General features: G+C 75.4%; 24 protein-coding genes and 1 pseudogene. 5 read left to right on the plus strand and 20 right to left on the minus strand.

Going from position 1 to position 25,866, the window contains the following annotated elements; all coding sequences use genetic code 11:
* The 3 genes from AB0G13_RS11905 to AB0G13_RS11915 all read left to right on the plus strand — a co-directional run.
* Positions 1-2,707: cation-transporting P-type ATPase (locus tag AB0G13_RS11905; protein ID WP_357872486.1), on the plus strand; the 2,707-nt coding region annotated here is incomplete at its 5' end.
* Positions 2,708-2,756: 49 nt separating this feature from the next.
* Positions 2,757-3,653, plus strand: a complete 897-nt coding sequence (locus AB0G13_RS11910) for a universal stress protein (protein WP_357872489.1) — start codon at positions 2,757-2,759, stop codon at positions 3,651-3,653.
* A gap of 127 nt (positions 3,654-3,780) precedes the next feature.
* Entirely contained in the window at positions 3,781-4,662 is an 882-nt protein-coding gene (locus tag AB0G13_RS11915) for a universal stress protein (RefSeq protein ID WP_357872492.1), read from the plus strand.
* Between the two features lie 47 nt (positions 4,663-4,709).
* Here the strand turns inward: AB0G13_RS11915 and AB0G13_RS11920 are convergent, their stop codons facing one another.
* From AB0G13_RS11920 to AB0G13_RS11930, 3 genes are all read right to left on the minus strand, one after another.
* Complete coding sequence (locus AB0G13_RS11920) at positions 4,710-5,333, minus strand: FMN reductase (protein WP_357872495.1); 624 nt, start codon at positions 5,331-5,333, stop codon at positions 4,710-4,712.
* Positions 5,330-6,439 carry an LLM class flavin-dependent oxidoreductase gene (locus AB0G13_RS11925; RefSeq protein ID WP_357872497.1) on the minus strand — a complete coding sequence of 370 codons (1,110 nt, stop codon included), beginning with the start codon at positions 6,437-6,439 and terminating at the stop codon, positions 5,330-5,332. Before AB0G13_RS11925 ends, AB0G13_RS11920 begins: the two co-directional genes overlap by 4 nt.
* Positions 6,440-6,627: 188 nt before the next feature.
* Positions 6,628-7,260: a DNA-3-methyladenine glycosylase gene (locus tag AB0G13_RS11930; RefSeq protein WP_357872500.1), complete on the minus strand. Its 633-nt coding sequence runs from the start codon at positions 7,258-7,260 to the stop codon at positions 6,628-6,630.
* Between the two features lie 102 nt (positions 7,261-7,362).
* Between AB0G13_RS11930 and AB0G13_RS11935 the strand changes: the two genes are divergently transcribed.
* Both AB0G13_RS11935 and AB0G13_RS11940 read left to right on the plus strand, forming a co-directional pair.
* Positions 7,363-7,779: a DNA-binding protein gene (locus tag AB0G13_RS11935; protein ID WP_357872503.1), complete on the plus strand. Its 417-nt coding sequence runs from the start codon at positions 7,363-7,365 to the stop codon at positions 7,777-7,779.
* 49 nt (positions 7,780-7,828) lie between these two features.
* The gene (locus AB0G13_RS11940; RefSeq protein ID WP_357872506.1) at positions 7,829-8,185 is read left to right on the plus strand and encodes an MmcQ/YjbR family DNA-binding protein; all 357 of its coding nucleotides are present in this window, start codon (positions 7,829-7,831) and stop codon (positions 8,183-8,185) included.
* Between the two features lie 39 nt (positions 8,186-8,224).
* Here AB0G13_RS11940 and argH read toward each other — a convergent pair whose 3' ends face one another.
* From argH to hisG, 17 genes and pseudogenes are all read right to left on the minus strand, one after another.
* Positions 8,225-9,688 (minus strand): argininosuccinate lyase, encoded by a 1,464-nt coding sequence (gene argH / locus AB0G13_RS11945; protein ID WP_357872618.1) that lies wholly within the window; start codon positions 9,686-9,688, stop codon positions 8,225-8,227.
* Positions 9,689-9,702: 14 nt separating this feature from the next.
* The gene (locus AB0G13_RS11950) at positions 9,703-10,908 is read right to left on the minus strand and encodes an argininosuccinate synthase (protein ID WP_357872509.1); all 1,206 of its coding nucleotides are present in this window, start codon (positions 10,906-10,908) and stop codon (positions 9,703-9,705) included.
* The gene (locus tag AB0G13_RS11955; RefSeq protein ID WP_357872511.1) at positions 10,905-11,420 is read right to left on the minus strand and encodes an arginine repressor; all 516 of its coding nucleotides are present in this window, start codon (positions 11,418-11,420) and stop codon (positions 10,905-10,907) included. The genes AB0G13_RS11950 and AB0G13_RS11955 overlap by 4 nt, the downstream gene beginning before the upstream one ends.
* Positions 11,417-12,394, minus strand: a complete 978-nt coding sequence (argF, locus tag AB0G13_RS11960) for an ornithine carbamoyltransferase (RefSeq protein WP_357872514.1) — start codon at positions 12,392-12,394, stop codon at positions 11,417-11,419. The genes AB0G13_RS11955 and argF overlap by 4 nt, the downstream gene beginning before the upstream one ends.
* Before the next feature lie 143 nt (positions 12,395-12,537).
* Positions 12,538-13,710: pseudogene (locus AB0G13_RS11965) on the minus strand (acetylornithine transaminase); the annotation flags it as partial.
* Positions 13,707-14,648, minus strand: a complete 942-nt coding sequence (gene argB / locus AB0G13_RS11970; protein WP_357872517.1) for an acetylglutamate kinase — start codon at positions 14,646-14,648, stop codon at positions 13,707-13,709. The pseudogene AB0G13_RS11965 and the gene argB, both read right to left, overlap by 4 nt.
* Positions 14,645-15,817 carry a bifunctional glutamate N-acetyltransferase/amino-acid acetyltransferase ArgJ gene (gene argJ / locus AB0G13_RS11975; protein ID WP_357872520.1) on the minus strand — a complete coding sequence of 391 codons (1,173 nt, stop codon included), beginning with the start codon at positions 15,815-15,817 and terminating at the stop codon, positions 14,645-14,647. The genes argB and argJ overlap by 4 nt, the downstream gene beginning before the upstream one ends.
* 115 nt (positions 15,818-15,932) lie before the next feature.
* Complete coding sequence (gene argC, locus AB0G13_RS11980; protein ID WP_357872522.1) at positions 15,933-16,934, minus strand: N-acetyl-gamma-glutamyl-phosphate reductase; 1,002 nt, start codon at positions 16,932-16,934, stop codon at positions 15,933-15,935.
* A 171-nt stretch (positions 16,935-17,105) separates the two neighbouring features.
* Positions 17,106-19,652, minus strand: coding sequence for a phenylalanine--tRNA ligase subunit beta (gene pheT, locus AB0G13_RS11985; protein ID WP_357872525.1), 2,547 nt, complete (start codon positions 19,650-19,652; stop codon positions 17,106-17,108).
* Positions 19,653-19,691: 39 nt separating this feature from the next.
* Entirely contained in the window at positions 19,692-20,780 is a 1,089-nt protein-coding gene (gene pheS / locus AB0G13_RS11990; RefSeq protein ID WP_357872527.1) for a phenylalanine--tRNA ligase subunit alpha, read from the minus strand.
* Positions 20,781-20,995: 215 nt separating this feature from the next.
* The gene (locus AB0G13_RS11995; protein ID WP_357872530.1) at positions 20,996-21,841 is read right to left on the minus strand and encodes an RNA methyltransferase; all 846 of its coding nucleotides are present in this window, start codon (positions 21,839-21,841) and stop codon (positions 20,996-20,998) included.
* Positions 21,842-21,873: 32 nt separating this feature from the next.
* On the minus strand, positions 21,874-22,266 hold the full coding sequence (gene rplT / locus AB0G13_RS12000) for a 50S ribosomal protein L20 (protein WP_184184750.1): 393 nt from the start codon (positions 22,264-22,266) through the stop codon (positions 21,874-21,876).
* Between the two features lie 31 nt (positions 22,267-22,297).
* Positions 22,298-22,492 carry a 50S ribosomal protein L35 gene (gene rpmI / locus AB0G13_RS12005; RefSeq protein ID WP_007458415.1) on the minus strand — a complete coding sequence of 65 codons (195 nt, stop codon included), beginning with the start codon at positions 22,490-22,492 and terminating at the stop codon, positions 22,298-22,300.
* A gap of 19 nt (positions 22,493-22,511) precedes the next feature.
* Complete coding sequence (gene infC / locus AB0G13_RS12010; protein WP_089000940.1) at positions 22,512-23,135, minus strand: translation initiation factor IF-3; 624 nt, start codon at positions 23,133-23,135, stop codon at positions 22,512-22,514.
* 337 nt (positions 23,136-23,472) lie between these two features.
* Entirely contained in the window at positions 23,473-23,946 is a 474-nt protein-coding gene (locus AB0G13_RS12015; RefSeq protein WP_357872533.1) for a PH domain-containing protein, read from the minus strand.
* The gene (locus tag AB0G13_RS12020) at positions 23,943-24,983 is read right to left on the minus strand and encodes a DMT family transporter (RefSeq protein ID WP_357872536.1); all 1,041 of its coding nucleotides are present in this window, start codon (positions 24,981-24,983) and stop codon (positions 23,943-23,945) included. The genes AB0G13_RS12015 and AB0G13_RS12020 overlap by 4 nt, the downstream gene beginning before the upstream one ends.
* Complete coding sequence (gene hisG / locus AB0G13_RS12025) at positions 24,980-25,825, minus strand: ATP phosphoribosyltransferase (RefSeq protein ID WP_357872539.1); 846 nt, start codon at positions 25,823-25,825, stop codon at positions 24,980-24,982. The genes AB0G13_RS12020 and hisG overlap by 4 nt, the downstream gene beginning before the upstream one ends.
* Between the last annotated feature and the right edge of the window lie 41 nt (positions 25,826-25,866).

The following is a 25,866-nucleotide window of genomic DNA, read 5'->3' on the forward strand; positions in this document are numbered from 1 at the left end:
CCGGCTGCGCGCGGACGGGCCGAACGCGGCGGTCGCGCCGGCCCGCCGCCACCTGGGCGGGCGCGTCCTGCACCAGCTCACCGACCCGCTGGTGGCGTTGCTGCTGGCCGCCGCCGTGGTCACCGCCGTGCTGCGCGACTATCCGGACACCGCGGTGATCGTGCTGGTGGTGCTGGTGAACACCGCCATCGGCGTGGTGCAGGAGGTCCGCGCCGACCGGGCGATCGCCGCGTTGGACCAGCTCGCCGCGCCCACGGCCCGGGTCATGCGGGACGGCCGGGACGTCGTCCTGCCCGCCGCCGACCTCGTCCGTGGCGACCTGGTACGGGTCGAGGCCGGCGACGTCGTCCCCGCCGACCTGCTGCTCGCCGAGGCGGCCCGGCTGAGCGTCGACGAGTCGGCGCTGACCGGCGAGTCGGTGCCGGTCGCCCGGGCCGTGGGCGAGGAGGCCAGCGCGGGGACCTTGGTCACCACCGGGCGGGCCACCGGCACGGTGGTACGCACGGGCGCCGCCAGCGCGCTCGGCCGGATCACCGCCCTGGTGGCGTCCACCCGGCCCGCCGCCACCCCGTTGCAGCGCCGCCTCGCCGGGCTCGGTCGGATGCTCGGCTTCGCCGCGGTGGTGCTCTCGGGGCTGGTCTTCGTCATCGGCGTCGTCGGCGGGCGGCCGGTGGTCGACATGGCGGTCACCGCGGTGAGCCTGGTGGTGGCGGCCGTCCCCGAGTCGCTGCCGGCGGTCGTCACCCTCGCCCTCGCCCTCGGCGCCCGCCGGATGGCCGGGGCGCGGGCCATCCCCCGCCGGCTGCACGCGGTCGAGACGCTGGGCTCCGTCACCGTCATCGCCTCGGACAAGACCGGCACGCTCACCGAGGGCCGGATGGCGGTGCAGCACGCCGTCACCGGCGACGGCTCCCGCTACGGCGTCACCGGCAGCGGCTACGCGCCGCACGGCGCGGTGCACCAGCGGGGCGCGCCGGTGGCCGTATCGGACGACCTGCGCAGCCTGGCGCGCGCCGGGCTGCTCTGCAACGACGCGACCCTGACCCCGCCCACCGACGAGCGGCCGGAGTGGGCCGCCGTCGGCGACCCGCTGGAGGCGGCGCTGGTCGCCTTCGCCGCCCGGTGCGGGCTCGACCCGGAGCTCACCCGCGCGGCGTGGCCGCGGGTCGCGGAGCACCCCTTCGACCAGGAGCTGCGCCGGATGACCACCGTGCACCGCTCCTGCGACCGGCGGTACCTGGTGGTGTGCAAGGGCGCGCCGGAGAACGTGCTGGCCGCGCCGCTGGTCGATGCCTCCGCCGAGGAGCTCGCCCGGCTGACTGCCGCCGCGCACCGGCTGGCCGCCGAGGGGCTGCGGGTGCTGGCGGTCGCGTCCGCCGTGGTGGACGCCCCGCCGGCCGACCCCGCCCGGCCGGTCGGGCTGCGACCCGTGGGGCTGGTCGCCGTCGGCGACCCGCTGCGCCCGGGCGCGGCCGACATCGCGGGCAGCTTCGACGACGCCGGGGTGCGGCTGCTGCTGATCACCGGCGACCATCCCGCGACCGCCGCGGCGATCGGCGGCCAGCTGGGACTCTGGCACGAGGGCGACCCGGTGGTACGCGGGGACGACGGCGACCCGGCGCGGGCGCACCCGCGGGCGCGGGTGTTCGCGCGGACCCAGCCGGAACAGAAGCTCGACATCATCGCCGGCCTCCAGGCGCGGGGGCACGTGGTGGCAATGACCGGCGACGGGGTGAACGACGCCCCGGCGCTGCGCCGGGCCGACATCGGGGTGGCGATGGGCGGCGGCACGGAGGTCGCCCGGCAGGCCGCCGACCTGGTGCTCGTCGACGACGACCTGTCCACGGTGGCCGCGGCGATCGGCGAGGGACGCCGCATCTACGACAACATCCGACGGTTCCTGCGCTACGCGCTCTCCGGCGGGGTCGCCGAGATCGCGGTGATGCTGCTCGGCCCGCTGTTCGGGCTGGCCGTACCGCTGCTGCCGGCGCAGATCCTCTGGGTGAACCTGCTCACCCACGGCGTGCCGGGGGTGGCGCTGGGCGCGGAGCCGGCGGAGCCGGGCACGCTGCGCCGGGCGCCGCGCTCGCCGTCGGAGTCGGTGCTCGGGGCCGGCCTGGGCCGGGACGTGCTGGTCACCGGCGGACTGATCGCCGCCGTGGTGCTCGGCGCCGGCGTGCTCGCCGCGCACTGGGACCGGCCCTGGCAGTCGGTGGTCTTCGTGGTGCTCGGCCTGGCCCAGCTCGGGGTGGCGCTCGCGGTCCGCGCGCCGCGACCGCGCGGCGCCGGGCGTGGCAACCGCGCGCTGCCGGTCGCGGTGGCGGTCTCCGCGCTGCTCCAGGTCGCCGGGGTGCTGCTGCCCCCGCTGCGCGAGCTGCTCGGCACCGAGCCGCTCGGCGCGGCGGAGCTGCTGGCCTGCGCCGCCGTCAGCGTGCTGCCCGGGCTGGTGCTGCGGCTGGCCCGCCGACCGGCCGGCCCCGCCACCCCGGCGGACGCCACCTCCGGGGACACCACCTCGGGAGGCGCCGCGCCCCGGGACGCGGCCCCGCCGGACGGCACCGCGGCGGACGCTGCCCTGCCCGGCCTGGGCGCTGCGGCGGGGGTCGGCCGGAACGGGCGGCGCGCGCCGGGGTCGGACGGCCCGGCCGGCGACCGTCGACCTGCGGTTCGGGACCAAGGTCCCATATTTCGGGACGACCGCCTCTGACCGGTAGCGTGCGGATGGAGCAGGCTGGAGACGGACGAAGGAGGAGTCGATGACCACCAATACCGGTGCCCCCGTCGTGGTGGGCGTGGACGGTTCGGCCGCCGCACTGGACGCGGTCCGGGTGGCGGCGCGGGAGGCGGCCGACCGGCAGCGCCCGCTGCGGGTCGTGCACGCCTTCATCTGGCCCCTGACACGCGCCCCACTCGGCGCCGCGGAGGGCGCGCCGGCCGGTGCCGGGTTGCGCAACCAGGCCGAGCGGTACGTCGCCGAGGCGATCGCCGAGGCCACCACGACCGCCCCGGACGTGCCGGTGACCGGCGTGGTGGTCGACGGCGCGGCGACCCCCGTCCTGCTCGAGCAGTCCCGGGACGCCGCCCTGCTGGTGCTGGGCCACCGGGGCCTGGGCGGGTTCGCCGGGCTGCTGCTCGGCTCGGTCACCGTGCAGGTCTCCGCCCACGCGCAGGTCCCCGTCCTCGTGGTGCGCGGCGAGCAGCGCGCCGACGGCCCGGTCGTGGTGGGCGTCGACGGCTCCGAGTGTTCCCTCGAGGCCGTCGCGTTCGCCTACGAGGAGGCGAGCCGGCGGGGTGCCCCGCTGGTCGCGGTGCAGGCCTGGCTCTATCCCACGCCGGTCGGCCCGGGCGACGTCCTGCCCCTGGCGTACGACCTGGACGCCTTCGCCGCGGACGAGGAGCGCGCCCTCGCGGAGTCCCTCGCCGGCTTCGCCGAGCGCCACCCCGACGTGCCGGCGCGGCACCGGCTGGTCCGGGGCGCCCCGGGCGGGGTGCTGGTCGAGGAGTCGAAGACGGCTCAGCTGGTGGTCGTGGGGGCGCGCGGCCGGGGCGCGCTGGGCGGGCTGCTGCTCGGCTCGGTCAGCCACGCGGTGCTGCACCACGCGCACTGCCCGCTGGTGATCGTGCGGCACCCGAAGCGGGCCGACGCGTCCTGACCCGGTCACCACACCGCGACGCCGTCGCGTCGGCCGCTCCCCCGGCCGGCGCGGCGGCGTCGGCGCAAATGCGGGCGGGTCGGCGGTGCCGCGTCGACAATGACCTGATCGACTTCTGGGAGGGCTGATGAACCGACCCGTGGTGGTGGGTGTGGACGGATCGCCGGCGAGCCTGCTGGCGGCGGAGCACGCCGCGCGGGCCGCCGTGCTGCGGTCCCGCCCCCTGCACCTGGTGCACGGCTACCTGCACCCGCTCGGTTACGGCGTGCCGCTCAACCCGTACGACGTGGGGTTGCCGGCGCCGACCGAAGAGGCGCAGAAGATGTTGGAACGCACGGCCGCCGACCTCGCCGGGCGCTGTCCGGGGCTGACCGTCGAGGTGCGCCAGGTGGCGGGCGGGCCGGGGGCGACCCTGGTCGAGGAGTCCCGGCGGGCCGAGCTGGTGGTGGTCGGCAGCCGGGGGCTGGGCGGCTTCGCCGGGCTGCTGCTCGGCTCGGTCGGCACGCAGGTGGCCGCCCACGCGCACTGCCCGGTGCTGGTGGTGCGCCCCGCCGAGGAGCCCATCCCGGTCGCCGGGCCGGTGCTGGTCGGGGTGGACGGGTCGGAGCCCGCCGAGCTGGCGGTCGGGTACGCGGCCGACGAGGCGGCGCGCCGCGGCGACGGGCTGGTGCTGGTGCACGTCCAGCCGCCGGACGGGGACCGCCCGGCGCCGGACGAGGTGATCCAGACGCCGGCCGCCGCGGACGCGGGCTCCGCCGAGCTGCTGGCCACCGCCGCGGCGGCCGTCCGCGGCAGCCACCCGGGGCTGGCCGTCGAGGGGCGGCTGCTCCGGGCGCCGAAGGCCGAGCAGGCGCTCGTCGAGGCCAGCGGGGACGCGGCGCTGGTGGTGGTCGGCTCCCGGGGCCGGGGCGGCTTCGCCGGGCTGCTGCTCGGCTCGGTCAGCCAGGCCCTCGTGCAGCACGCGCACTGCCCGGTGCTGGTGGCCCGCCCGTACGGTCACGCCCGCTGACGGGCCCCGACCCGCCGGCCCCGGGCGGGGTCGGCGGGTCGGCGGCCTCAGCGGTCCCGACCGCCGAGGAGCTCGTCGAAGCTCGTGGTGAGGGCGAACGGGTCGGCGGGGCCGGTGGACGGCGGCCGCCGGTGGACCTGCTCGGCCAGCTCGCCGCCGGCGCGGACGATCCGCGCCCGCAGCGCGCCGTCGGCGGCACCGGCGGACCAGTCCTCCGGAGCGGCGAAGACCGCGGTGGGCACCACGACCGACCGCAGGTGGGCGAACATCGGACGGACGGCGTGCTCCAGCGCCAGCGAGTGCCGGGCCGTTCCGCCGGTGGCACCGGCCAGCACCGGCCGGTCCGCCAGCGCGCCGGACCCGACCAGGTCGAAGAACGACTTGAACAGCCCGTTGTACGAGGCGTGGAAGATCGGCGTGACGGCGATCAGCCCGTCCGCGCCGGTGACCGTGTCGAGCACCTCCCGCAGCGCGGGCGACGGGAAGCCGGTCAGCAGGTGGTTGACGATGTCGTGGGCGTGCTCGCGCAGCTCGACGGGGCGCACGTCGACGTCGTCGCCGCGCCGGGCCAGCTCGTCGCGGGTGGCCGCGGCGAGCTGGTCGGCGAGCAGCCGGGTCGACGAGGGCCGCCCCAGCCCGGCCGACACCACGGCGAGGGTGCGGCGGGTCATCGGCCCGCCTCCGCCCCGGCACGGTCCGCGGCGTCCCGGGCGGCGTCCCGCAGCGACGCGTGGGTGGGCGCGGCGGGCACGTGCGCCGGGCGCAGCGACTCGAACTCCTTGCGCAACACCGGGACGACCTCCTCGCCGAGCAGGTCGAGCTGCTCCAGCACCGTCTTGAGCGGCAGGCCGGCGTGGTCCATGAGGAACAGCTGGCGCTGGTAGTCGCCGACGTAGTCGCGGAAGCCCAGCGTGCGGTCGATGACCTGCTGCGGGCTGCCTACGGTCAGCGGGGTCTGGGCGGTGAACTCCTCCAGCGACGGGCCGTGCCCGTAGACCGGCGCGTTGTCGAAGTACGGCCGGAACTCCCGCACCGCGTCCTGCGAGTTGCGCCGCATGAACACCTGCCCGCCCAGCCCCACGATGGCCTGGTCGGCGGAGCCGTGGCCGTAGTGCGCGTACCGCTGCCGGTAGAGCCCGACCATCCGCTGGGTGTGCTCCTTGGGCCAGAAGATGTGGTTGGCGAAGAAGCCGTCACCGTAGTAGGCGGCCTGCTCGGCGATCTCGGGGCTGCGGATCGAGCCGTGCCAGACGAACGGCGGCACGCCGTCGAGCGGACGCGGCGTCGACGTGAACGACTGCAACGGGGTGCGGAAGCGGCCCTTCCAGTCGACCACGTCCTCGCGCCAGAGCCGGTGCAGCAGGTCGTAGTTCTCGATGGCGAGCGGGATGCCGTTGCGGATGTCCTGGCCGAACCACGGGTAGACCGGCCCGGTGTTGCCGCGCCCCATCATCAGGTCCACCCGGCCGTCCGCGAGGTGCTGGAGCATCGCGTAGTCCTCGGCGATCTTCACCGGGTCGTTGGTGGTGATCAGCGTGGTGGAGGTGGAGAGCAGCAGGCGCTCGGTGCGGGCCGCGATGAAGCCGAGCATGGTGGTCGGCGACGACGGCACGAACGGCGGGTTGTGGTGCTCGCCGGTGGCGAAGACGTCCAGGCCGACCTCCTCGGCCTTGAGCGCGATGGAGACCATCGCCTTGATCCGCTCATGCTCGGTCGGCTCGCGACCGGTGGTCGGGTCGACCGTGACGTCGCCGACGGTGAAGACTCCGAACTGCATGACCAGCTCCTCGCGTTGTCCCGGCCGGGGCCGCTGCGGCTCCCGGACGCACGGCACAACACTATTTGACGAGTCAACTATTCCGCGGCGGGCGGCGGCGCCGGTGGCCGCCGTCACGCCGTCCGCGCCGACTGCGGAGCGGCCGGCTGGGCCGCCCGCCCAGGCCGCGCGCCGGGCCCGACCGCAGGTCAGCGGCTGCGCGGCACGTGCCGGCGGTAGGCGCTCACGGTCGGGTCGCCGGCGATCCAGAACCGCCACGGCACATCGTGCGCCCCGGTCACGCCCACCCGCGGCCCGGCGGCCACCGCGTCGGCGGGCACCGGGACGTCGGCCGGGCGCAGGCGGACGGGGCCGTCGCCGAGCAGCCAGCGGCCGTAGGCGCTCCGGTCGATGCCCAGCGCCGCGCAGAGCCGGGCGGGCCCGCGCGCGAGGTCGACGTCCCGGCGTACGGCGGGGCGCCTGGCCCGGGCCGCCTCGACGCCGTCGACCACCTCGCCGGCCCGCAGCAGCACCGCCGAGGCCTCCCCGTCGGGCCCGGTCACCACGTTCATGCACCAGTGCATGCCGTAGGTGAAGTAGACGTAGGCGTGCCCCGCCGGCCCGAACATGACCGCGTTGCGCGGCGTGCGCCCCCGGTGCGCGTGCGACGCCGGGTCGCCGGCCGTCCCGGCGTACGCCTCGACCTCCGTGATGCGAACGGTGACGTCGCCGGCGGTGAGCAGGCAGCCGAGCAGGCCCCGGGCGGCCGGCACCACCGGGCCGGCGAGCAGGTCGGCCAGCCCCGCGAGGTCGACGGGCCGGCGGTCGGAGTACGCCACCACGGCACCGACCCTATCCGCCCGGGCGGCCGGCCGCCGGACTCCGGCGGCGCGGATCATCAACAATCCGTTGACAACAAAACGTTGACGTGATGGGGTGCTGGCATGACCGACTCCTTCACCGCCCCCGACGCCGGCGCGTCCCGGGCGCACCGCACCTACTCGGCGCTGCACCGCATCACCGAGCGGCACGCCGACACCGAGACGCGGCGACGCCGGCACACCAACCCCTACGTGCCGGACGCCTACGAGGCGGTCGCGCTGGTCACCGCCCTGGCCGCCGGCGGGGCCGAGGTCGAGCCCGGCGAGGAGCCGGTCGACGACGCGGACCTCGTCGCGGCGCTCACCCTCGTCCCGCACCTGCGTGCCGAGATCGACGCGATGGAGGCGGGGCTGCTCACGCTGGCCCGGGGCCGCGGGCTGACCTGGCAGCAGATCGCGTTCGGGCTCGGGCTGGGCAGCGCGCAGGCCGCCAAGCAGCGCTTCGAACGGCTCTCCGCCCGCACCGCCGCCACCGACTGACGCGGCGATGGGCCAGACTGGGCGCGGGATCGGTGTCGAGGAGGACGCGATGACGCGCGAGGAGATGCTGGCGTACTGCCTGGCGAAGCCGGGGGCCCGGCTGGACCAGCCGTGGGAGGGCGACGAGGTGGTCAAGGTCGGCAGCCGGATCTTCGCCTTCCTCGGCTCCGCCGGCGCCGACGACCCGACCGTCGGGGTGAAGTGTGGCCCGAGCCGGGACGTGGCCGACGAGTGGCTGCACCGGCACCCGGGCGACGCGCGGCCGTCGCCGTACATCGGGCGCTCCGGCTGGAACACGCTGCGCCTGGCCGGCGGGATCGACGAGGAGGAGCTGATCGAGGCGGTCGACGCCTCGTACGACGCGGTGGTGGCGAAGCTGCCGAAGCGGGAACGCCCGGCGGGCTGACCCCGCGCGACGCCGGCGGCGCCGCGCGGGGTCGACGGCTCAGCGGGGAACGACCCGCTCGGCGGCCCACTCCCGCCAGCCGGCGAGCTTGTCGGCGGCGGTGGCGAGCTGGTCGGCGACCGGCCCGGGACCGGTCGAGCCGGGCGTGATCCGGGCGGCGAGCGCCGAGCGGACCGAGAGCACGTCGCGCACCGACGGGTCGAGGTGCTCGCTGACGGCCGCCAGGTCGGCGTCGGAGACCTCGTCCAGCGCGCAGTCGCGCGCCACGCAGAGCGCCACCAGCCGGCCGGTGATCTCGTGCGCGTCGCGGAACGGCACGTTCCGGCGGACCAGCCAGTCGGCGACCTCGGTGGCGAGGGAGAAGCCGACCGGCGCGGCGGCGACGAGGCGGTCGGCGCGCACGGTCATCGTGGAGATCATCCCGGCGAGCGCCGGCAGCAGCAGCTCCAGGGTGTCGACCGCGTCGAAGGCCGGCTCCTTGTCCTCCTGCATGTCCCGGTCGTAGGTCATCGGCAGGCCCTTGAGCATGGTGAGCACGCTCATCAGGCCGCCGACGAGCCGGCCGGACTTGCCCCGGGCCAGCTCGGCGATGTCCGCGTTCTTCTTCTGCGGCATGATCGACGAACCGGTGGCGAACGCGTCGTCCAGCTCCACCCAGCCGAACTCCTGCGAGGTCCAGAGCACCACCTCCTCGCCGAGGCGGGACAGGTGCACCCCGATCATCGCGGTGACGAAGAGGAACTCGGCGACGAAGTCCCGGTCGGCGACGGCGTCCATCGAATTGGCGAAGGACGTGCGGAAGCCCAGCTCCTTGGAGACGGCCACCGGGTCCAGCGGCAGGCCGGAGCCGGCGAGCGCGCCCGCGCCGAGCGGGCTGACCGCCGTGCGGTGGTCCCAGTCGCTGAGCCGCTCCAAGTCGCGCAGCAGCGGCTGCACGTAGGCCAGCAGCCAGTGCCCGAAGGTGACCGGCTGGGCGTGCTGAAGGTGCGTCATGCCGGGCGCGGCGGTCTCCACGTGCCGTTCGGCCTGCTCGACCAGGGCCTCGGCCAGCTCGACCAGCCGGCCGGCCACGCCCCGGGCGTGGTCGCGCAGGTAGAGCCGCAGGTCGGTGGCGACCTGGTCGTTGCGGGACCGGCCGGCGCGCAGCTTGCCGCCGAGGCTGCCGAGCCGCTCCAGCAGGCCGCGCTCCAGGGCGGTGTGCACGTCCTCGTCGTCGATCGTCGGGCGGAACTGCCCGGAGGCGCAGGCGGCCTCCAGGTCGTCCAGCGCGGCGAGGATCCGGCCCAGTTCCTCCGGGTCGAGCAGGCCGGCCCCGGCGAGCACCCGGGCGTGCGCCCGGGACGCCGCGATGTCGTACGGGGCCAGCCGCCAGTCGAACTGCACGCTCACCGACAGGCGGGCCAGGGCCTCGGCGGGACCGCCGGCGAACCGGCCGCCCCACAGACTGGTGCGGTTGGTGGCGGCGCTGTTCTCGGTCAGGCTCTTGTCGTCCACGCCGCCCATTGTGGTGCCCATGCTCAGCAGCCGCCCAGCCGGGCGTCCCGCGCGGCAGCCATCTTGCTGGGCAGGCCCCAGAGCTGCACGAAGCCCTTCGCCAGGGACTGGTCGAAGGTGTCCCCGGTGTCGTAGGTGGCCATGCCGAAGTCGTAGAGGCTGGCCTCGGAGCGGCGCCCGGTGACGGTGGCCCGGCCGCCGTGCAGGGTCAGCCGCACCTCGCCGGTGACGTGCCGCTGCGCGTCGTCGATGAACGCGTCGAGCGAGGACTTCAGCGGGGAGTACCAGAGGCCGTCGTAGACCAGCTCACCCCAGCGCTGGTCGACGCCGCGCTTGAACCGGGCCAGGTCCCGCTCCACGGTCACCGCCTCCAGCTCCTGGTGGGCGGTGATCAGCGCGATCGCGCCGGGCGCCTCGTACACCTCGCGGCTCTTGATGCCGACGAGGCGGTCCTCGACCATGTCGAGCCGGCCCACGCCCTGGGCGCCCGCGCGCCGGTTGAGCTCCAGGATCGCCTGGTACGCGGTGACGGTCTCCCCGTCGATCGCCACCGGCACACCGGCGTCGAAGGTGATCACGACCTCGTCGGGGTCGCGTTCCTGCGTCGGGTCGGCGGTGTACGAGTACAGGTCCTCGACGGGGCCGTTCCAGATGTCCTCCAGGAAGCCCGTCTCGACGGCCCGGCCCCACAGGTTCTGGTCGATGGAGTACGGCGACTTCGCCGACACGTCGATCGGCAGCCCCTTCTCCTCGGCGAAGGCGATCGCCTTGTCCCGGGTCCAGGCGTAGTCCCGGGCCGGCGCGACGATCTTCAGGTCGGGCGCGAGCGCGCCGAGGCCGACCTCGAAGCGGACCTGGTCGTTGCCCTTGCCGGTGCAGCCGTGCGACACGATGGTGCCGCCGTGCTTGCGGGCCGCGGCCACCAGGTGCTTGACGATCAGCGGCCGGGACAGCGCGGAGACCAGCGGATAGCGGTCCATGTAGAGCGCGTTCGCGCGGATGGCCGGCAGGCAGTACCCGGCGGCGAACTCGTCGCGCGCGTCGACCACCTCCGACTCCACCGCGCCGCAGTCCAGGGCGCGCTGCCGGATGGCGTCGAGGTCCTCGCCGCCCTGCCCGACGTCGACCGCCACCGCGATCACCTCGGCGCCGGTCCGGTCGGCCAGGTACGGGATGGCTACGGAGGTGTCGAGCCCTCCGGAGTAGGCAAGTACGACCCGCTCGGTCACGGTGTGGTGCTCCCTTCGACGTTCTCTTCGCGGCGGGCCCAGCCGGCGAGCTTGTCGCCGAGCGCGGCCCCGCCGACGGCCTCGCGGGCCACGACGAGGATGGTGTCGTCGCCGGCGATGGTGCCGACGACCTCGGGCAGGCCCGCTCGGTCCAACGCGCTGGCCAGGTAGTGGGCTGCGCCCGGCGGGGTGCGCAGTACGGCGATGTTGCCGCTCGCGTCGACCCCGTTGAGCAGTTCGCGCAGCAGCCGGACCAGCCGGGCCGGGGCCGCCTCGGCGTCGCGCAGCGGCCGGTGGCCGTCCTCGGGGATCAGGTAGACGGCCCGCCCGTCGCCGCCGCGCGCGGTCACCGCGCCCAGTTCCTTGAGGTCCCGGGAGAGGGTGGCCTGGGTGACCTGGATGCCGTCGCCGGAGAGCAGGTCGGCCAGCTCGGTCTGCGAGTGGATCGCCCTGTCGCGGATCAGCTCGACGATGCGGGCGTGCCGGGCGGCGCGGTTCAGCGGGGCGGTCATGGTGTCTCCCTGGTCGCGGCGGCGCCCGGCGCCGCCGCGTCCGGGGCGGCGGGCGCGGCCCCGAGGAGGAACGTCAGCAGCGCCTTCTGGGCGTGCAGCCGATTCTCCGCCTGGTCGAACACGACGCTCTGCGGGCCGTCGAGCACCTCGTCGGTGATCTCCTCGCCCCGGTGCGCGGGCAGGCAGTGCAGCACGACGGCGTCGGGCGCGGCGTGCCCGAGCAGCGCGGCGTTGACCTGGTACGGCAGGAACGGGGTGATCCGGTCCAGCCCGTCGTCCTCCTGGCCCATCGAGGTCCAGGTGTCCGTGGCGACCACGTCGGCCCCGGCCACCGCCGCGACCGGGTCGGTCAGCGCCTGCACCGAACCCCCGGTGCCGGCGGCGATCTTCGCGGCCCGGGCGACCACCTCGGGGTCGGGGCCGAAGCCGGCCGGCCCGGCGACCCGGACGTGCATGCCGGCGCTCGCCCCGGCGAGCAGGTACGAGTGGGCCAGGTTGTTCGCGGCGTCGCCGACGTAGGCCAGCGTCCGCCCGGCGGTGCCCCCGCAGTGCTCGCGGACGGTGAGCAGGTCGGCCAGGAGCTGGCAGGGGTGGAAGCCGTCGGTGAGCGCGTTGACCACCGGCACGGAGGCGCCGTCGGCGACCTCGGCGATCCGGTCGTCGCCGTGGGTGCGCAGCACGATCGCCGCGACGTAGCGGGAGAGCACCCGGCCGGCGTCGGCCAGGGTCTCGCCCCGCCCGAAGTGGGTGACCTGGGTGTCCACCACGAGGGGGTGCCCACCCAGCTCGGCGATGCCGACGTCGAACGAGAACCGGGTACGCAGGCTCTGCTTGTCGAACAGCACCGCCACCGACCGGGGCCCGGCCAACGGCCGGTGGCCGAACCGGTCGGCCTTCATCCGCGTCGCGAGGTCGAGCACGGCCGACTGCTCGGCGGGGGTCAGATCGTCGTCCCGCAGGAAGTGCCGGATCACGCGCCCGCCTCCGACGTGCTCGGCATCGCCACGGTGGGCGTGAGCGCGGTCGGCGCGGTGGACGGCGTCGAGATCCTGGTGGATTCCGGCCCCTCCAGGGGCCGTTTCCCAGCAGGATCCGGCGCGGAGCCGGGGGCGCGGGCGGCGGCCGGGGACGCCGCGTCGAGGGCGGCCGGGAGGGCGGCCAGGAAGTCGTCGGCCTGGGCGGCGGTGAGGATCAGCGGCGGGGCGAGCCGTACGACGCCGGGCTGCGCCGGGTTGACCAGGAAGCCGGCCTCCCGCAGCGCCTCGGTGAGCACCTTCGCGACGGGCGCGGCGAGCACCACCCCGAGCAGCAGGCCCGCGCCGCGTACGCCGTCCACCAGCGGGTGGCCGAGCGCCTCGATCCCCCGGCGCAGCCGCTCGCCGACCCGCTTGACGTGGTCGAGAAGCCCCTCGCTGGCGATGGTCGACACCACCGCGAGGGCGGCGGCGCAGCTCACCGGGTTGCCGCCGAAGGTGGTGCCGTGCGAACCGGGGGCGAGCAGCTCGGCGGCGCGGCCGAAGGCCAGGCAGGCGCCGATGGGCAGCCCGCCGCCGAGCCCCTTGGCCAGGGTCACCACGTCGGGCTCGACCCCCTCGGCCTGGTGCGCGAACCAGTGCCCGGTGCGGCCGACTCCCGTCTGCACCTCGTCGAGCACCAGCAGCGCGCCGTGCCGGGCGGTGATCCGGCGCGCGGCGGCCAGGTAGCCGGCCGGCGGGACCACCACGCCGTTCTCCCCCTGGATTGGCTCCAGGATCACCATGGCGGTGGCGTCGGTGACCGCCGCCTCCAGGGCCGCCACGTCGCCGTAGTCGACGTGGGTCACCTCGCCGGGCAGCGGGCGGAACGGGTCGGCCTTGGCCGGCTGGCCGGTGAGGGCGAGGGCGCCCATGGTCCGCCCGTGGAAGCCGCCCCGGGTGGCGACCACGTGCGAGCGGCCGGTGAGCCGGGAGAGCTTGAACGCCGCCTCGTTGGCCTCCGCGCCCGAATTGGCGAAGAAGACGCGCCCGGGCCGCCCGGCCAGGGCCAGCAGCAGCTCGGCGAGGGCCACCGGCGGCTCGGCGACGTAGAGGTTGGAGACGTGCCCGAGGGTGGCGACCTGCCTCGACACGGCGGCCACCACGGCCGGGTGGGCGTGGCCGAGGGCGTTGACCGCGATGCCGCCGACGAAGTCGACGTACTCCCGGCCGGCGTCGTCGACCACGACGGCGCCGGAGCCGGAGACGAGGGCGAGCGGCGGCGTGCCGTAGTTGTCCATCATGGACTGCGCCCAACGCTCGACGAGCGTGCTCATGCCGGAACCGTGCCTTCCTTGTCGGCGACTGCCTGGGTGACGGGTGCGGTCCTGGCGCCGACGACCATGGTGCCGAACCCTTCGGAGGTGAAGACCTCCAGCAGCGTGGAGTGGGCGACCCGCCCGTCGACGACGTGCGCGGCGGGCACCCCCTGCCGCACCGCCCGCAGGCACGCCTCCATCTTGGGGACCATGCCGCTGGACAGGGACGGCAGCAGCGCCGCCAACTCGTCGACGGTGATCTCGCTGACCAGGCTGTCGGTGTCGGGCCAGTCGGCGTAGAGGCCCGGCACGTCGGTGAGGACGACCAGCTTGCGAGCGTCCAGGGCGACGGCGAGCGCGGCGGCGGCGGTGTCGGCGTTCAGGTTGTGCAGCACCCCGTCGGCGTCGGGCGCCACGGTGGAGATCACCGGGATGCGACCGGCCGCGATCAGGTCGGTGACAGCCGAGGCGTCGACCGACTCGACGTCGCCGACCTGCCCGACGTCGACCGGTTCCCCGTCCACGTACGCGGGCCGCCGCACGGCGGTGAACAGCCCGGCGTCCTCGCCGGAGAGGCCCACCGCGAACGGGCCGTGGGCGTTGATCAGGCCCACCAGTTCCCGGCCCACCTGGCCGACCAGCACCATCCGGACCACGTCCATCGCCTCGGGGGTGGTGACCCGCAGGCCGCCCCGGAATTCGCTGGCGATGCCCAGCCGGCCGAGCATGGCGGAGATCTGCGGGCCGCCGCCGTGCACCACGACCGGCCGGAGGCCGGCGTAGCGCAGGAAGACCATGTCGGCGGCGAAGGCCCGTTGCAGTTCGGGGTCGACCATGGCGTTGCCGCCGTACTTGACCACGACGGTCGAGCCGGAGAAACGGGCCAGCCAGGGCAGCGCCTCGATCAGCGTGGCCGCCTTGACCTGGGCGCGGGCGAGATCGGTGGAGAGGCTCATGTCGAGTAGGCCGAGTTCTCGTGCACGTACGCGTGGGACAGGTCGTTGGTCCAGATCGTGGCGGCGGCGGCACCGGCGTGCAGGTCGATCCGGATGGTGACGTCCCGCCCGGTCAGGTCGACCTTCGACCGGTCCTCGGCGGCGGCGCCGGAGCGGCACACCCAGACGCCGTTGACGGCGACGTCGACCCCGTCGGGCTCGAACGCGGCGGCGGTGGTGCCGACGGCGGCGAGGATCCGGCCCCAGTTCGGGTCGTTGCCGAACAGCGCGGTCTTGACCAGGTTGTTGCGCGCCACCGACCGCCCCACCTCGACGGCGTCGTCCTCGCTCGCCGCGCCGACCACGTCGATGGCGATCTGCTTGGTGGCGCCCTCGGCGTCGGCGATGAGCTGCTGTGCCAGGTCGTGGGCCGCGGCGGTGACCGCGGCCGTCAGCTCGGCCGGGGTCGGCGCGATGCCGCTCGCGCCGCTGGACAGCAGCAGGACCGTGTCGTTGGTCGACATGCAGCCGTCGGAGTCGATCCGGTCGAAGGTGACCCGGCACGCCTCCCGCAGGGCGGCGTCGAGGTCCTCGGGCCCGGCCACCGCGTCGGTGGTCAGCACGCAGAGCATGGTGGCCATCGCCGGGGCGAGCATGCCAGCCCCCTTGGCCATGCCGCCGACGGTCCAGCCGCTGCCCCGGGCCACCGTGGTCTTGGGGCGGGTGTCCGTGGTCATGATGGCCTCGGCGGCCGCCGGGCCGCCGTCGCGGGACAGCCGGCGGATCGCCGAGCGTACGCCGGGGAGCAGCTTCTGCATCGGCAGCCGCTCCCCGATCAGCCCGGTCGAGCAGACCGCCACGTCGGCGGCGCCCAGCATCAGCCGCGGGCTGGCCGAGGTGATCCCGGCGGCGGTGTGTTCGGCGGTGGCGTGGGTGTCCTGGAAGCCGGCCGGGCCCGTGCAGGCGTTGGCGCCGCCGGAGTTGAGCACCACGACGCGGGCGACGCCGCCGCGCACCACCTGCTGGGTCCAGAGCACCGGCGCGGCCTTGACCCGGTTGGCGGTGAACACGCCGGCGACGCCGGCGTCCGGGCCGTCGTTGACGACCAGCGCGACGTCGCTCGCGCCGCTGGCCTTGAGCCCGGCGGCCACCCCGGCCGCCCGGAACCCCCGCGGGGTCGTGACACTCACGGTGCTGCTCCTTCGTTCGCGACTGCGGGGCTCCGCTGCGCTGCACTCCTCGCGCTCACCGACGCTGCTCCTTCGTTCGCGACTGCGGGGCTCCGCTGCGCTGCACTCCTCGCGCTCACGGTGCGATCCCCCAGACGGACAGGCCCGTCGTCTCCGGCAGGCCGCACATGAGGTTGGCGTTCTGCACGGCCTGGCCGGCGGCGCCCTTGCCGAGGTTGTCCAGCGCGCTCAGCACGATCATCCGGCGGGAGTCGACGTCGACCGTGGCCTGCAGGTGGCAGGAGTTGGAGCCGAGGGTGGCGGCGGTGTGCGGCCAGGCCCCCTCCGGCAGGACGTGCACGAACGGCGCGTCGGCGTACGCCTCGGCGAGCACCGCCCGCGGGTCGACGCCCCGGGCCGGCACGGCGGTCACGGTGGCCAGGATGCCCCGGGGCATCGGCGCGAGCACCGGCGTGAACGACAGGCCGGTCGCGCCGGTGGCCTGCTTGATCTCCGGGACGTGCTGGTGGGTGCCCACGCGGTAGGGCGACAGGTCGCCCATCACCTCGCTGCCGAGCAGGTGCGGCTTGGCCGCCTTGCCGGCGCCGGAGGTGCCGGAGGCGGCCACGACCACCACGTCGGCCGGGGAGGCGGCGCCCGCGGCGACCAGCGGGGCCAGGGCCAGGATGATCGCGGCGGCGTAGCAGCCGGTGCTGGCGACCCGGGTGGCGCCGGCGATCAGCTCCCGCTGGCCGGGCAGCTCCGGCAGGCCGTAGGTCCACGGCCCGGCGTGCGTGCCGCCGTAGTAGTTGGCCCAGGCGTACGGGTCGGCGAGGCGGTGGTCGGCGCCCAGGTCGACGACGCGGACCTTGGGCGGCAGCTGGGCCGCCAGGGCCGCCGACTGGCCGTGCGGCAGGGCCAGGAAGACCAGGTCCGCGTCGGCCAGCGTCGCCGCGTCCGTCTCGCCGAGGACCATGTCGAGGCCGGCGAGCTGCGGGTGTACGACGTCGAGCCGGTGCCCGGCCTGGCTGTGCGCCGTGGCGGCGACCAGGTCGAACTCCGGGTGCCCGGCGACCAGGCGGATCAGCTCGCCCCCGGCGTAGCCGCTCGCCCCGGCGACCGCGACTCGGATACTCATCCTCACCTCCGCATGACTATGCAGCGAAGGCTAGCAGCCGGCGATCCGGCACTGCAAGTTCATACGTTCCACTGCATGAGAATCGGATGCGGCACCGGTCACCCGCCGACGCCAGCCGGGCAGCGACGAGGGGTCCCTCCCGCCGGTGCGGGAGGGACCCCTCGTCGTCGCTCAGGCGCCGCGCAGGGTGGCGCCGAAGCGCTCCGCGGCACGGGCGACCGCCGCGTCCCGGGCGGCCACCGCCTCCTCCACGGTCAGCGTCCGGTCCGGGGCCCGGAAGGTGAGCTTGTACGCCAGCGACCTGCGGCCCGCCCCCAGCTGCTCCGAGGCGTACACGTCGAACAGGCGCACCCCCTCCAGCAGCCCGCCGGCGCCCCCGACGAGGGCCTGCTGCACCTGCGCCGCGGGCACCGAGGAGTCGACGACCAGCGCCACGTCGATCAGCGCCGGGGGGAAGCCCGAGACGACCGGCGCGGACGCCACCGGGGCGGCCGGCAGCGCGTCCAGGTCGAGTTCCATGGCGCTGGTGCGCCGGGGCAGCTCCAGCGCCGCCACGACCGTCGGGTGCAGCTCGCCGGCGTGCCCGACCACCGTGCCGTCGACCAGCAGCTCGGCGCACCGGCCGGGGTGCCAGGGGGCGTACTCGGCGGCCCGGACCTCGATCCGGTCCGCGGGCACGTCGGCGGCGGCCAGCACGTCGCGGCCGGCCTCCACGGCGTCCGCCCAGCCGGCCGGGCGGCCCGCGCCCCACCAGCCGGCCGGCTCGACGTCGCCGGTCAGGACGACGGCGACGTGCCGGGGCTGGTCGGGCACCACCGCGTCGGCGGCGGCGAACTCCTCGTCGGTGGGTCGCCGGTCCACGCCCATCGCCGGCGGACGGCCGGCGCCGGGGCGCGGGTGGAACACCGCGCCGATCTCGTAGAGGGCGAGGTCACGCTGGCCCCGGCCGAGGTTGCGCTTCACGATGCCGAGCAGCGGGCCGAGCAGCGTGGTGCGCAGCAGCGGCTCCTCCTCCGACAGCGGGTTGGCCAGCCGCACCGCCCGCCGACGCGGGTCGTCGGCGGGCAGGCCGAGCTGGTCGGCCAGCCCGGGGCCGACGAACGGATGCGCGAGCACCTCCACGTACCCCCGCTCGGCGAGCGATCGGGCCACGGCCCGGCGGCGCCGCTGCTGCCAGGTCAGGCCGCGGCCGGGCGGCGCGGTGGGCAGCACGGACGGCACCCGGTCGTACCCGTCGAGACGGACCACCTCCTCGACCAGGTCGGCCGGGTCGGTCAGGTCGGGCCGCCAGGTCGGCGGGGTGACGCTGAGCGCGCCGCCGGTGCCGGCGGCCACGCCGACCTCGCCCGGGTCCTCGGCCAGCCGGTCGGCGCCCCGGGCGACCGTGCAGCCGACCTGCTCCAGCAGGGCGACCACCCGCGCCGGCGGGTAGCTCACGCCGACCCGCCGGGTCGGCAGGTCGGCCGGCAGCACGACCGGGGTACGCGGCCGGACGTGGTCGATGTCGAGGATCTCGTCCCCGGCCGCGCCACCGGCGTGCTCGGTGAGCAGCCGGACCGCCCGCGCGACGGCGACCAGCGGCAGGGCCGGGTCGACGCCCCGCTCCCACCGCTTCGCCGCCTCGCTGAACAGCTTGTGCCGCCGGGCGGTGCGCCCGACCATCACCGGGTCCCAGTGGGCGGCCTCGAAGAGCACGTTCGTCGTCCCGGCGACGACCTCGCTGGTCTCGCCACCCATCACGGCGGCCAGCGAGATCGGGCCCGTGTCGTCGCAGATCACCATGTCCTCGGGCGCGAGGGCCCGGGTGACCCCGTCCAGGGTGGTGAGCTTCTCCCCCGCCTCGGCGCGGCGGACCACCAGCGGCCCGGCGATCCGGTCGGCGTCGAACGCGTGCATCGGCTGGCCCAGCTCGAGCATCACGTAGTTGGTGATGTCGACCGGCAGCGAGATGCTGCGGATGCCGGCGACGGTGAGCCGCCGCTGCATCCAGCCGGGGGTCGGCGCCGTCGGGTCGACGCCGCGCACGAGGCGGGCGGCGAACCGGTCGCAGCCGACCGTGTCGCGCACCCCGACCGGGTACGCCGGCGAGTCGGTGCCGCCGGGCGCGGGCGCCAGGCCCGGGTCGCGGAACGGCACGCCCAGGGCGTGCGACAGCTCCCGGGCCAGGCCGCGGACGCTCATCGCGTACCCCCGGTCGGGGGTGATCTCCACCTCGACCACGACGTCGTCGAGCCCGACGACGGGCCGCGCGTCGTCGCCCGGCTTGGCCGGGGTGTCCTCGGGCAGCACGATGATGCCCGAGTGGTCGTCGCCCAGACCCAACTCCTTGGCCGAGCAGATCATGCCGTTGGAGTTGCGCCCGTACGTCTTGCGCGCGCCGATGGCGAAGCCGCCGGGCAGCACGCCGCCGGGGAGGATCACCACGACCCGGTCGCCGGGGACGAAGTTGCGCGCCCCGCAGACGATCTCCTGCGGCTCGCCGGTGCCGTTGGCGTCGCCGACGTCGACCCGGCAGAACCGGATCGGCTTCTTGAAGCCGGTCAACTCCTCGATCTGGAGGACCTCGCCGACCACCAGCTGACCGGTGACGGTCTCCCGCAGGTCCACCACGGACTCGACCTCGATGCCGAGGTCGACCAGGGCCTGCTCCAGGTCCCGGGTGGGCAGGTCGGCGGGGAGGTCGACGTACTCCCGCAGCCAACTGACAGAAACTCGCATGACTCAGACCACCGTCTCCGTGACTCGTACCCGCATCGCCTACGCCCCGGTCCCGAACGCGCGGGTGAACCGCACGTCGCCCTCGGCCATGTCCCGCATGTCGCTGACCCCGTGCCGGAACATCACCGTCCGGTCGATGCCCATGCCGAACGCGAATCCGGAGTAGACCTCGGGGTCGATGCCGCAGGCGCGCAGCACCCGCGGGTTGACCATGCCGCAACCGCCCCACTCGACCCAGCGCGGGCCGTCGCGGTGCTCGGGGAACCAGACGTCGAACTCGGCGGACGGCTCGGTGAACGGGAAGTAGTGCGGCCGGAAGCGGGTCTTCGCGCCCTCGCCGAACATCGCCCGGGCGAAGTGGTCCAGGGTGCCGCGCAGGTGCGCCATGGTGATGCCCCTGTCCACGACGAGGCCCTCCACCTGGTGGAAGACCGGCGCGTGGGTGGCGTCCAGCTCGTCCGTGCGGTAGACCCGGCCGGGCACGATCACGTAGATCGGCGGCGTGCGGGTCAGCATGGTGCGCGCCTGCACCGGCGAGGTGTGGGTCCGCAGGACGAGGCCCGACCCGCCCGCCTCGCCGGCGGCCTCGGCGGGGGCGACGTGGAAGGTGTCCATCAGGCCGCGCGCCGGGTGGTCGGCGGGGATGTTGAGCGCGTCGAAGTTGGTCCACTCCAGCTCGACCTCGGGCCCCTCGGCCACCTCGTAGCCCATGCCGACGAAGAGGTCGTTGATCTGCTCCATCAGGGTGCTGATCGGGTGCCGGGCGCCCCGGGGCCGCCGGTCGTGGGGCAGCGTCACGTCGACGCGCTCCTCCACCAGCACCCGTTGCGCCTGCTCCCGCTCCAGGACCTCCTGGCGGGCGGCGTACGCGGCCTCGATGGCGCGGCGGGCCTCGTTGACCCGCTTGCCGGCGTCGGACTTCGCCGCCGGCGGCAGCGCGCCGATCTCGCGGCGGGCCAGCGAGACCGGGGACCGGTCGCCGAGGTGCGCCGGGCGCAGCGCGGTCAGCGCGTCCGGGTCACCGGCCTCGGCGAACGCCTTCTCGGCGGCGGCGACGGCCTCGGCCAGGGCGGCCGGGTCGAGCAGGGCGACCTGCTTCGGGTCGTACGGATCGTTGCGGTAGCTCATGGCGTACGGGCACTCCCTCACGGCGGCGCCAGCCCTCACGGGCGGCGAAGCGAGTCTACGGACGCGCGGCTGTGCCGCAGCCCGCCGGTGGGAGTTGTGCGGAGAGCAGGTCAGGCCCGCCGCCCGCCGACACCGGCGGGCTGGCTAAACGAACGCCGTGGCGCGTTCATGGGCGGAGGCTCTCCCCTGTGGTCCGTGCCTTGGGGGCGGCCGGGTCACGGCCGCCGCTGTGCTCTCGCTGAAGCGTACAGGCAGACCGCGGCGGCCGCAGCCAGGTTCAGGCTCTCGGCGCGCCCGTGCAGGGGCACCCGGACCCGGGCGTCGGCGGCGGCGGTGAGGGCCTCGGGCAGGCCGTGCGCCTCGGAGCCGAAGAGCCAGGCGGTGGGGGCGGCGAGCCTCCCGGCGTCGGCGAGGTCGTCGAGGTCGTCCTCGCCGTAGCCGGTGGTGGCGAGCACGGCGAGCCCGGCGGCGCGCAGCGCCGCGACCACGTCCACCGGGTCGGGCGCGAGGACCACGTCGACGTGGAAGAGGCTGCCGGCCGACGCCCGCACGCACTTGCCGTTGTACGGGTCGACGGCCTCGCCCGCGAAGACCACCGCGCCGGCGCCCGCCGCGTCGGCGGTGCGCAGCACGGTGCCGGCGTTGCCCGGGTCGCGGATCTCGGCGAGCACGGCCACCAGGCGGGGCCCGCCGGCCAGGGCCTGCTCCAGGGGCACGTCGAGGTGGCGGCAGACGGCGACGAGGCCCTGCGGGGCGACGGTCTCGGCCAGCGCGGCGAGCGCCTCGTCGGTCGCCTCGGAGACGGGCACGTCGGCGCGGGCCGCGACGGCGGCCAGGTCGGCGTGCCGGTCCAGGGCGGCGGGCGTACCGAAGAGTTCGGTGACCACCCCCGGGCGGGCCAGGGCCTCGCGGACCGCCTGCGGCCCCTCGGCCAGGAAGCGCCCGGCGGCCTCGCGGTCCCGGCGGCGCTGCAACCGGCGGGCGGCGACCACCCGGGGCGTACGCGGGGTGAAGGGGCCGGAGACAGCGTCGAGGCGTCTCCCGCGCGATGGTGACTGCATGGGAGACGCCTCGATCTGCTGGTGCGTGGGGATCAGGCGGCCTGGGCCGCCGCGCCGCCGGTGCCCTCGGCCGTGACCGCGGCCCGGGCCAGCTCGACGATCGCCGCGAAGGCGGCGGCGTCGTTGACGGCCAGGTCGGCCAGGATCTTGCGGTCGACCTCGATGCCGGCCAGGCGCAGGCCCTGGATCAGGCGGTTGTAGGTCATCCCGTTGGCGCGGGCGCCCGCGTTGATCCGCTGGATCCACAGCTGCCGGAAGTCGCCCTTGCGGTCGCGACGGTCCCGGTAGGCGTACTGCATCGAGTGCAGCACCTGCTCCTTGGCCTTGCGGTACAGGCGGGAGCGCTGACCGCGGTAGCCGCTCGCGGTCTCCAGCAGGGTACGGCGCTTCTTCTGGGCGTTCACAGCCCGCTTGACGCGTGCCATCTCAACTCCTAGTTACGTAAGGTGGCGCGCGTCAGCGGCCGAGCAGCTTCTTGATGCGCTTGACATCGGCCTTGGCCAGCACCACGGTGCCGGTCAGCCGACGGGTCTGGGTGGAGGGCTTCTTCTCCAGGTTGTGCCGGAGGCCGGCCTGCTGGGCAACGATCTTGCCCTTGCCGGTCACCTTGACCCGCTTGCCCATCCCCGTGTGGCTCTTCATCTTCGGCATGTGGAACGTCTCTCCCCTGTTACTCGCCGCTGTTGTCGGCGACTGTGCCGGTGTCACCGGCCGCCGCGGGCTCGCCGGCCGGGGCGCCCTCGGCGTCCCGCTCCCTCGGCCCGCCCCGGGTGGCCGTGGCGGCGACCGCGGCGGCCTTCGTGGCGCGGTGCGGCGCGAGCACCATGATCATGTTTCGACCGTCCTGCTTGGGAGCGGCCTCGACGTACCCCAGCTCCGAGATCTCCGACTCGAGCCGGCGCAGGAGCCGGTAGCCCAGCTCCGGACGGCTCTGCTCGCGACCGCGGAACATGATCGTCACCTTGACCTTGTCGCCGGCCTTCAGGAACCGCACCACGTGACCCTTCTTGGTCTCGTAGTCGTGCGGGTCGATCTTCGGCCGGAGCTTCATCTCCTTGATGACGGTCTGTTGCTGGTTACGCCGCGCTTCGCGCGCCTTCAGTGCGCTCTCGTACTTGAACTTGCCGAAGTCCATGAGCTTGCACACCGGCGGGCGCGCCATCGGCGCAACCTCGACCAGGTCCAGGTCGACGTCCGCGGCCAGCTGAAGGGCGCGCTCCAGCGGGACGATGCCCACCTGCTCACCCTCGGGGCCGACCAGTCGGACCTCACGTGCCCGGATCTGCTCGTTCACGCGTGGTTCGACGCTGATGGGGCCTCCTCGAGTCAAGATCTCTGCGTGGCCGACCCCGCGGCTCCCGGGTGGGAGCCGACCTGGAAAGCAGAAGGCCCCGGCGCATGCCAGGGCCCGCTCGACCGGTCGGGCACGATCACATGATCGCGCATCCGGCGCCGGGACGTGCCCGGAACCGGTGACCGGACCCGGCCGCCGTGGTGGCGACTCGGGTGGGAGCAGGCGCTCCTCTTTCAAGGCTGTGTGCATGGGCGCGACTGCGCACACGCGGAGACAGCCTGGTCGACTCGACCACACTACACCCTCGCCCGGGCGTCGTCCCAACCGGGCGCCCGGGTCAGCGGCCAGCGGCGCCCTCGGCGAGCCGGGCCTGGTGCGCCTGGTGCAGCCGGCGCAGGGCGCGGACCCCCTCGACGGCCCGCTCCTTGTCGGCGGCCTGCAGGGCGACCATCGGCAGCAGGTCGTCGTCGTGCAGCTCCAGGCTGGCCCAGGGCGCGCCCCGGTCGAAGCGGACCCCCCGGACGACCTCCCACGGCAGCTCGTACGAGCCGACGACGTTGCGCACGCGCACCCCCGACGCGTTCGCGTCGACCCGGGGGCGGGTGAAGATCAGGAAGGCGAGCGCGCCGAGGACGCCGAGGCCGACCATCGCGATCTGGTCGCCCCGCTGGAAGCTGCCGTAGCCGTTGCCGGTCGCGCCGCTCAGCGAGGTGGCCACCAGGCTGAACACCACGAGCAGCACGGCCGCGGAGGTCCAGCAGACCAGTCGGATGCGGCGCGGGCGGAGCTGGACGGACTCGGTTTCGCTCACCCCACCAGTTTGCCACCCGCCCCCGGCCGTTCCCGCGCCGCCACACGTCCCTGGGGCGGGACGACCTTCCCGGAGCCCCGCCGGGCGGTCCCCCGGCCGGCGACCAGGGCGGCCAGCAGGGTGAGCAGCGCCCCGGCGAGCACCGGCAGCCGCAGGCCGGGACCGCCCGGCAACAGCGCGTCCAGCAGCAGCGCGCCGCCCAGCTGGCCGGCGACCAGGGCCAGTCCGGTCCGCAGCACGCCGACCGCCGGGACCCCGACCAGCAGGGCGGCCACGATGACGACGCCGAGCAGGCCGCCGGTGTAGAGGTACCAGTCGCCCGGCCAGGTCGGGCCCGGCCCGGTGAGGGCGCCGGCCAGCGCCGCGACCAGCAGCACGACGGGCGTGGCCGTGGCGAAGTTGACCACCATCCCGGCGGCGGCCGAGCTGGCGGCGGAGACCCGCGCGTTCAGCGCGGACTGGAGCGCCACCCCCAGCCCGCCGGCCACGGCGAGCAGGACCAGACCGAGGGCGAGGTCGCCGACGGGCTGGCCGAGCTGGGCCAGCGTCACGGCGGCCACGCCGAGCAGCGCCCCGGCGACCCGTGGCCGGGTGAGCGCCAGCCGCCCCACCGGCGCCAGCCCGGCCCGGTCGACGGCCAGCCCGCCGAGGCTGCCACCGGCGACCTGGGCGATGGTGAAGATCGCCACCCCGAGCACCGGCACGATGTACGCGCCCGCCAGCACGATGCCCGCGCCGCCGAGCCCGCCCAGGTACGCCCACCAGGGCAGCCGGGCCCGGCGCAGCGCGACCAGACCGGTCCGCGCCGACGGCAGCGCCAGGACCCCGAGGCCGACCAGCAACGCCCCGCCGAGGTTGTTGACCACCGCGCCCAGGGTGGGGTTGCCGGCCCGCACGCCCAACTCGGCGTTGACGGCGCCCTGGGCCGCCGAGGCGACGCCGGCCAGGGTGACCAGGGTCAGCGCCGCCCACGGCGGCAGGGCGCGCGACGCCGGGGACGGTGCCGGGGCGCCCGCCGCCGTGGGCGGGCGTGTCACAGCCGGCAGGCGTGGATGTTGGTGACCAGGATCGCGCGGGCGCCGAGCTCGTACAGCTCGTCCATGATCCGGTGCACGTCGTCGCGGAGCACCATCGCCTGCACCGCCACCCAGCCCTCGCGGTGCAGCGGGGAGACGGTCGGCGACTCGATGCCCGGGGTCAGCGAACTGGCCCGGTCGAGCAGGCCGGCCGGCACGTCGTAGGCGAGCATCACGTAGCGGCGGGCGACCAGCACCCCGTGCAGCCGGCGCAGCAGCTGCGCGGACTGCGGGTGGGTCGGGGCGGCGGCGCGGCGGACCAGCACGGCCGACGAGCGCAGCAGCGGCTCGCCGAAGACGACCAGGCCGGCCTGGCGCAGCGTGGCGCCCGTCTCCACCACGTCGGCGACCACGTCGGCGACGCCGAGCCGTACGGCGTTCTCCACGGCGCCGTCGAGGCGGATCACCTCGGCCTTGACGCCCAGCTCCCCGAGGTGCCGCTCGACGAGCCCCGGGTACGCGGTGGCGATCCGGTGCCCGCCCAGTTCCTGCACGGAGGCGATGTCGTCGGGGCGGGCGGCGAAGCGGAAGGTGGCCCGACCGAAGGCGAGGTCGACGACCTCCTCGGCGGGGGCGCCGGAGTCGATCAGCAGGTCCCGGCCGGTGATGCCCAGGTCCAGGTCACCGGAGCCGACGTAGGTGGCGATGTCCTTCGGGCGCAGGTAGAAGAATTCGACGTCGTTGGCCTCGTCCCGGCAGACGAGGTCCTTCGGGTCGGTGCGCTGGCGGTAGCCCGCCTCGCGCAGCATCTGGGCGGCCGGCTCGGCCAGGGTGCCCTTGTTGGGAATGGCGACACGCAGCATGACGGAGTGCTCCTTCGATCGAAACTGATCAACGACGGGGC

This window comes from Micromonospora sp. NPDC023633 (genome assembly GCF_040640035.1).
Classification (GTDB): Bacteria; Actinomycetota; Actinomycetes; order Mycobacteriales; family Micromonosporaceae; genus Micromonospora.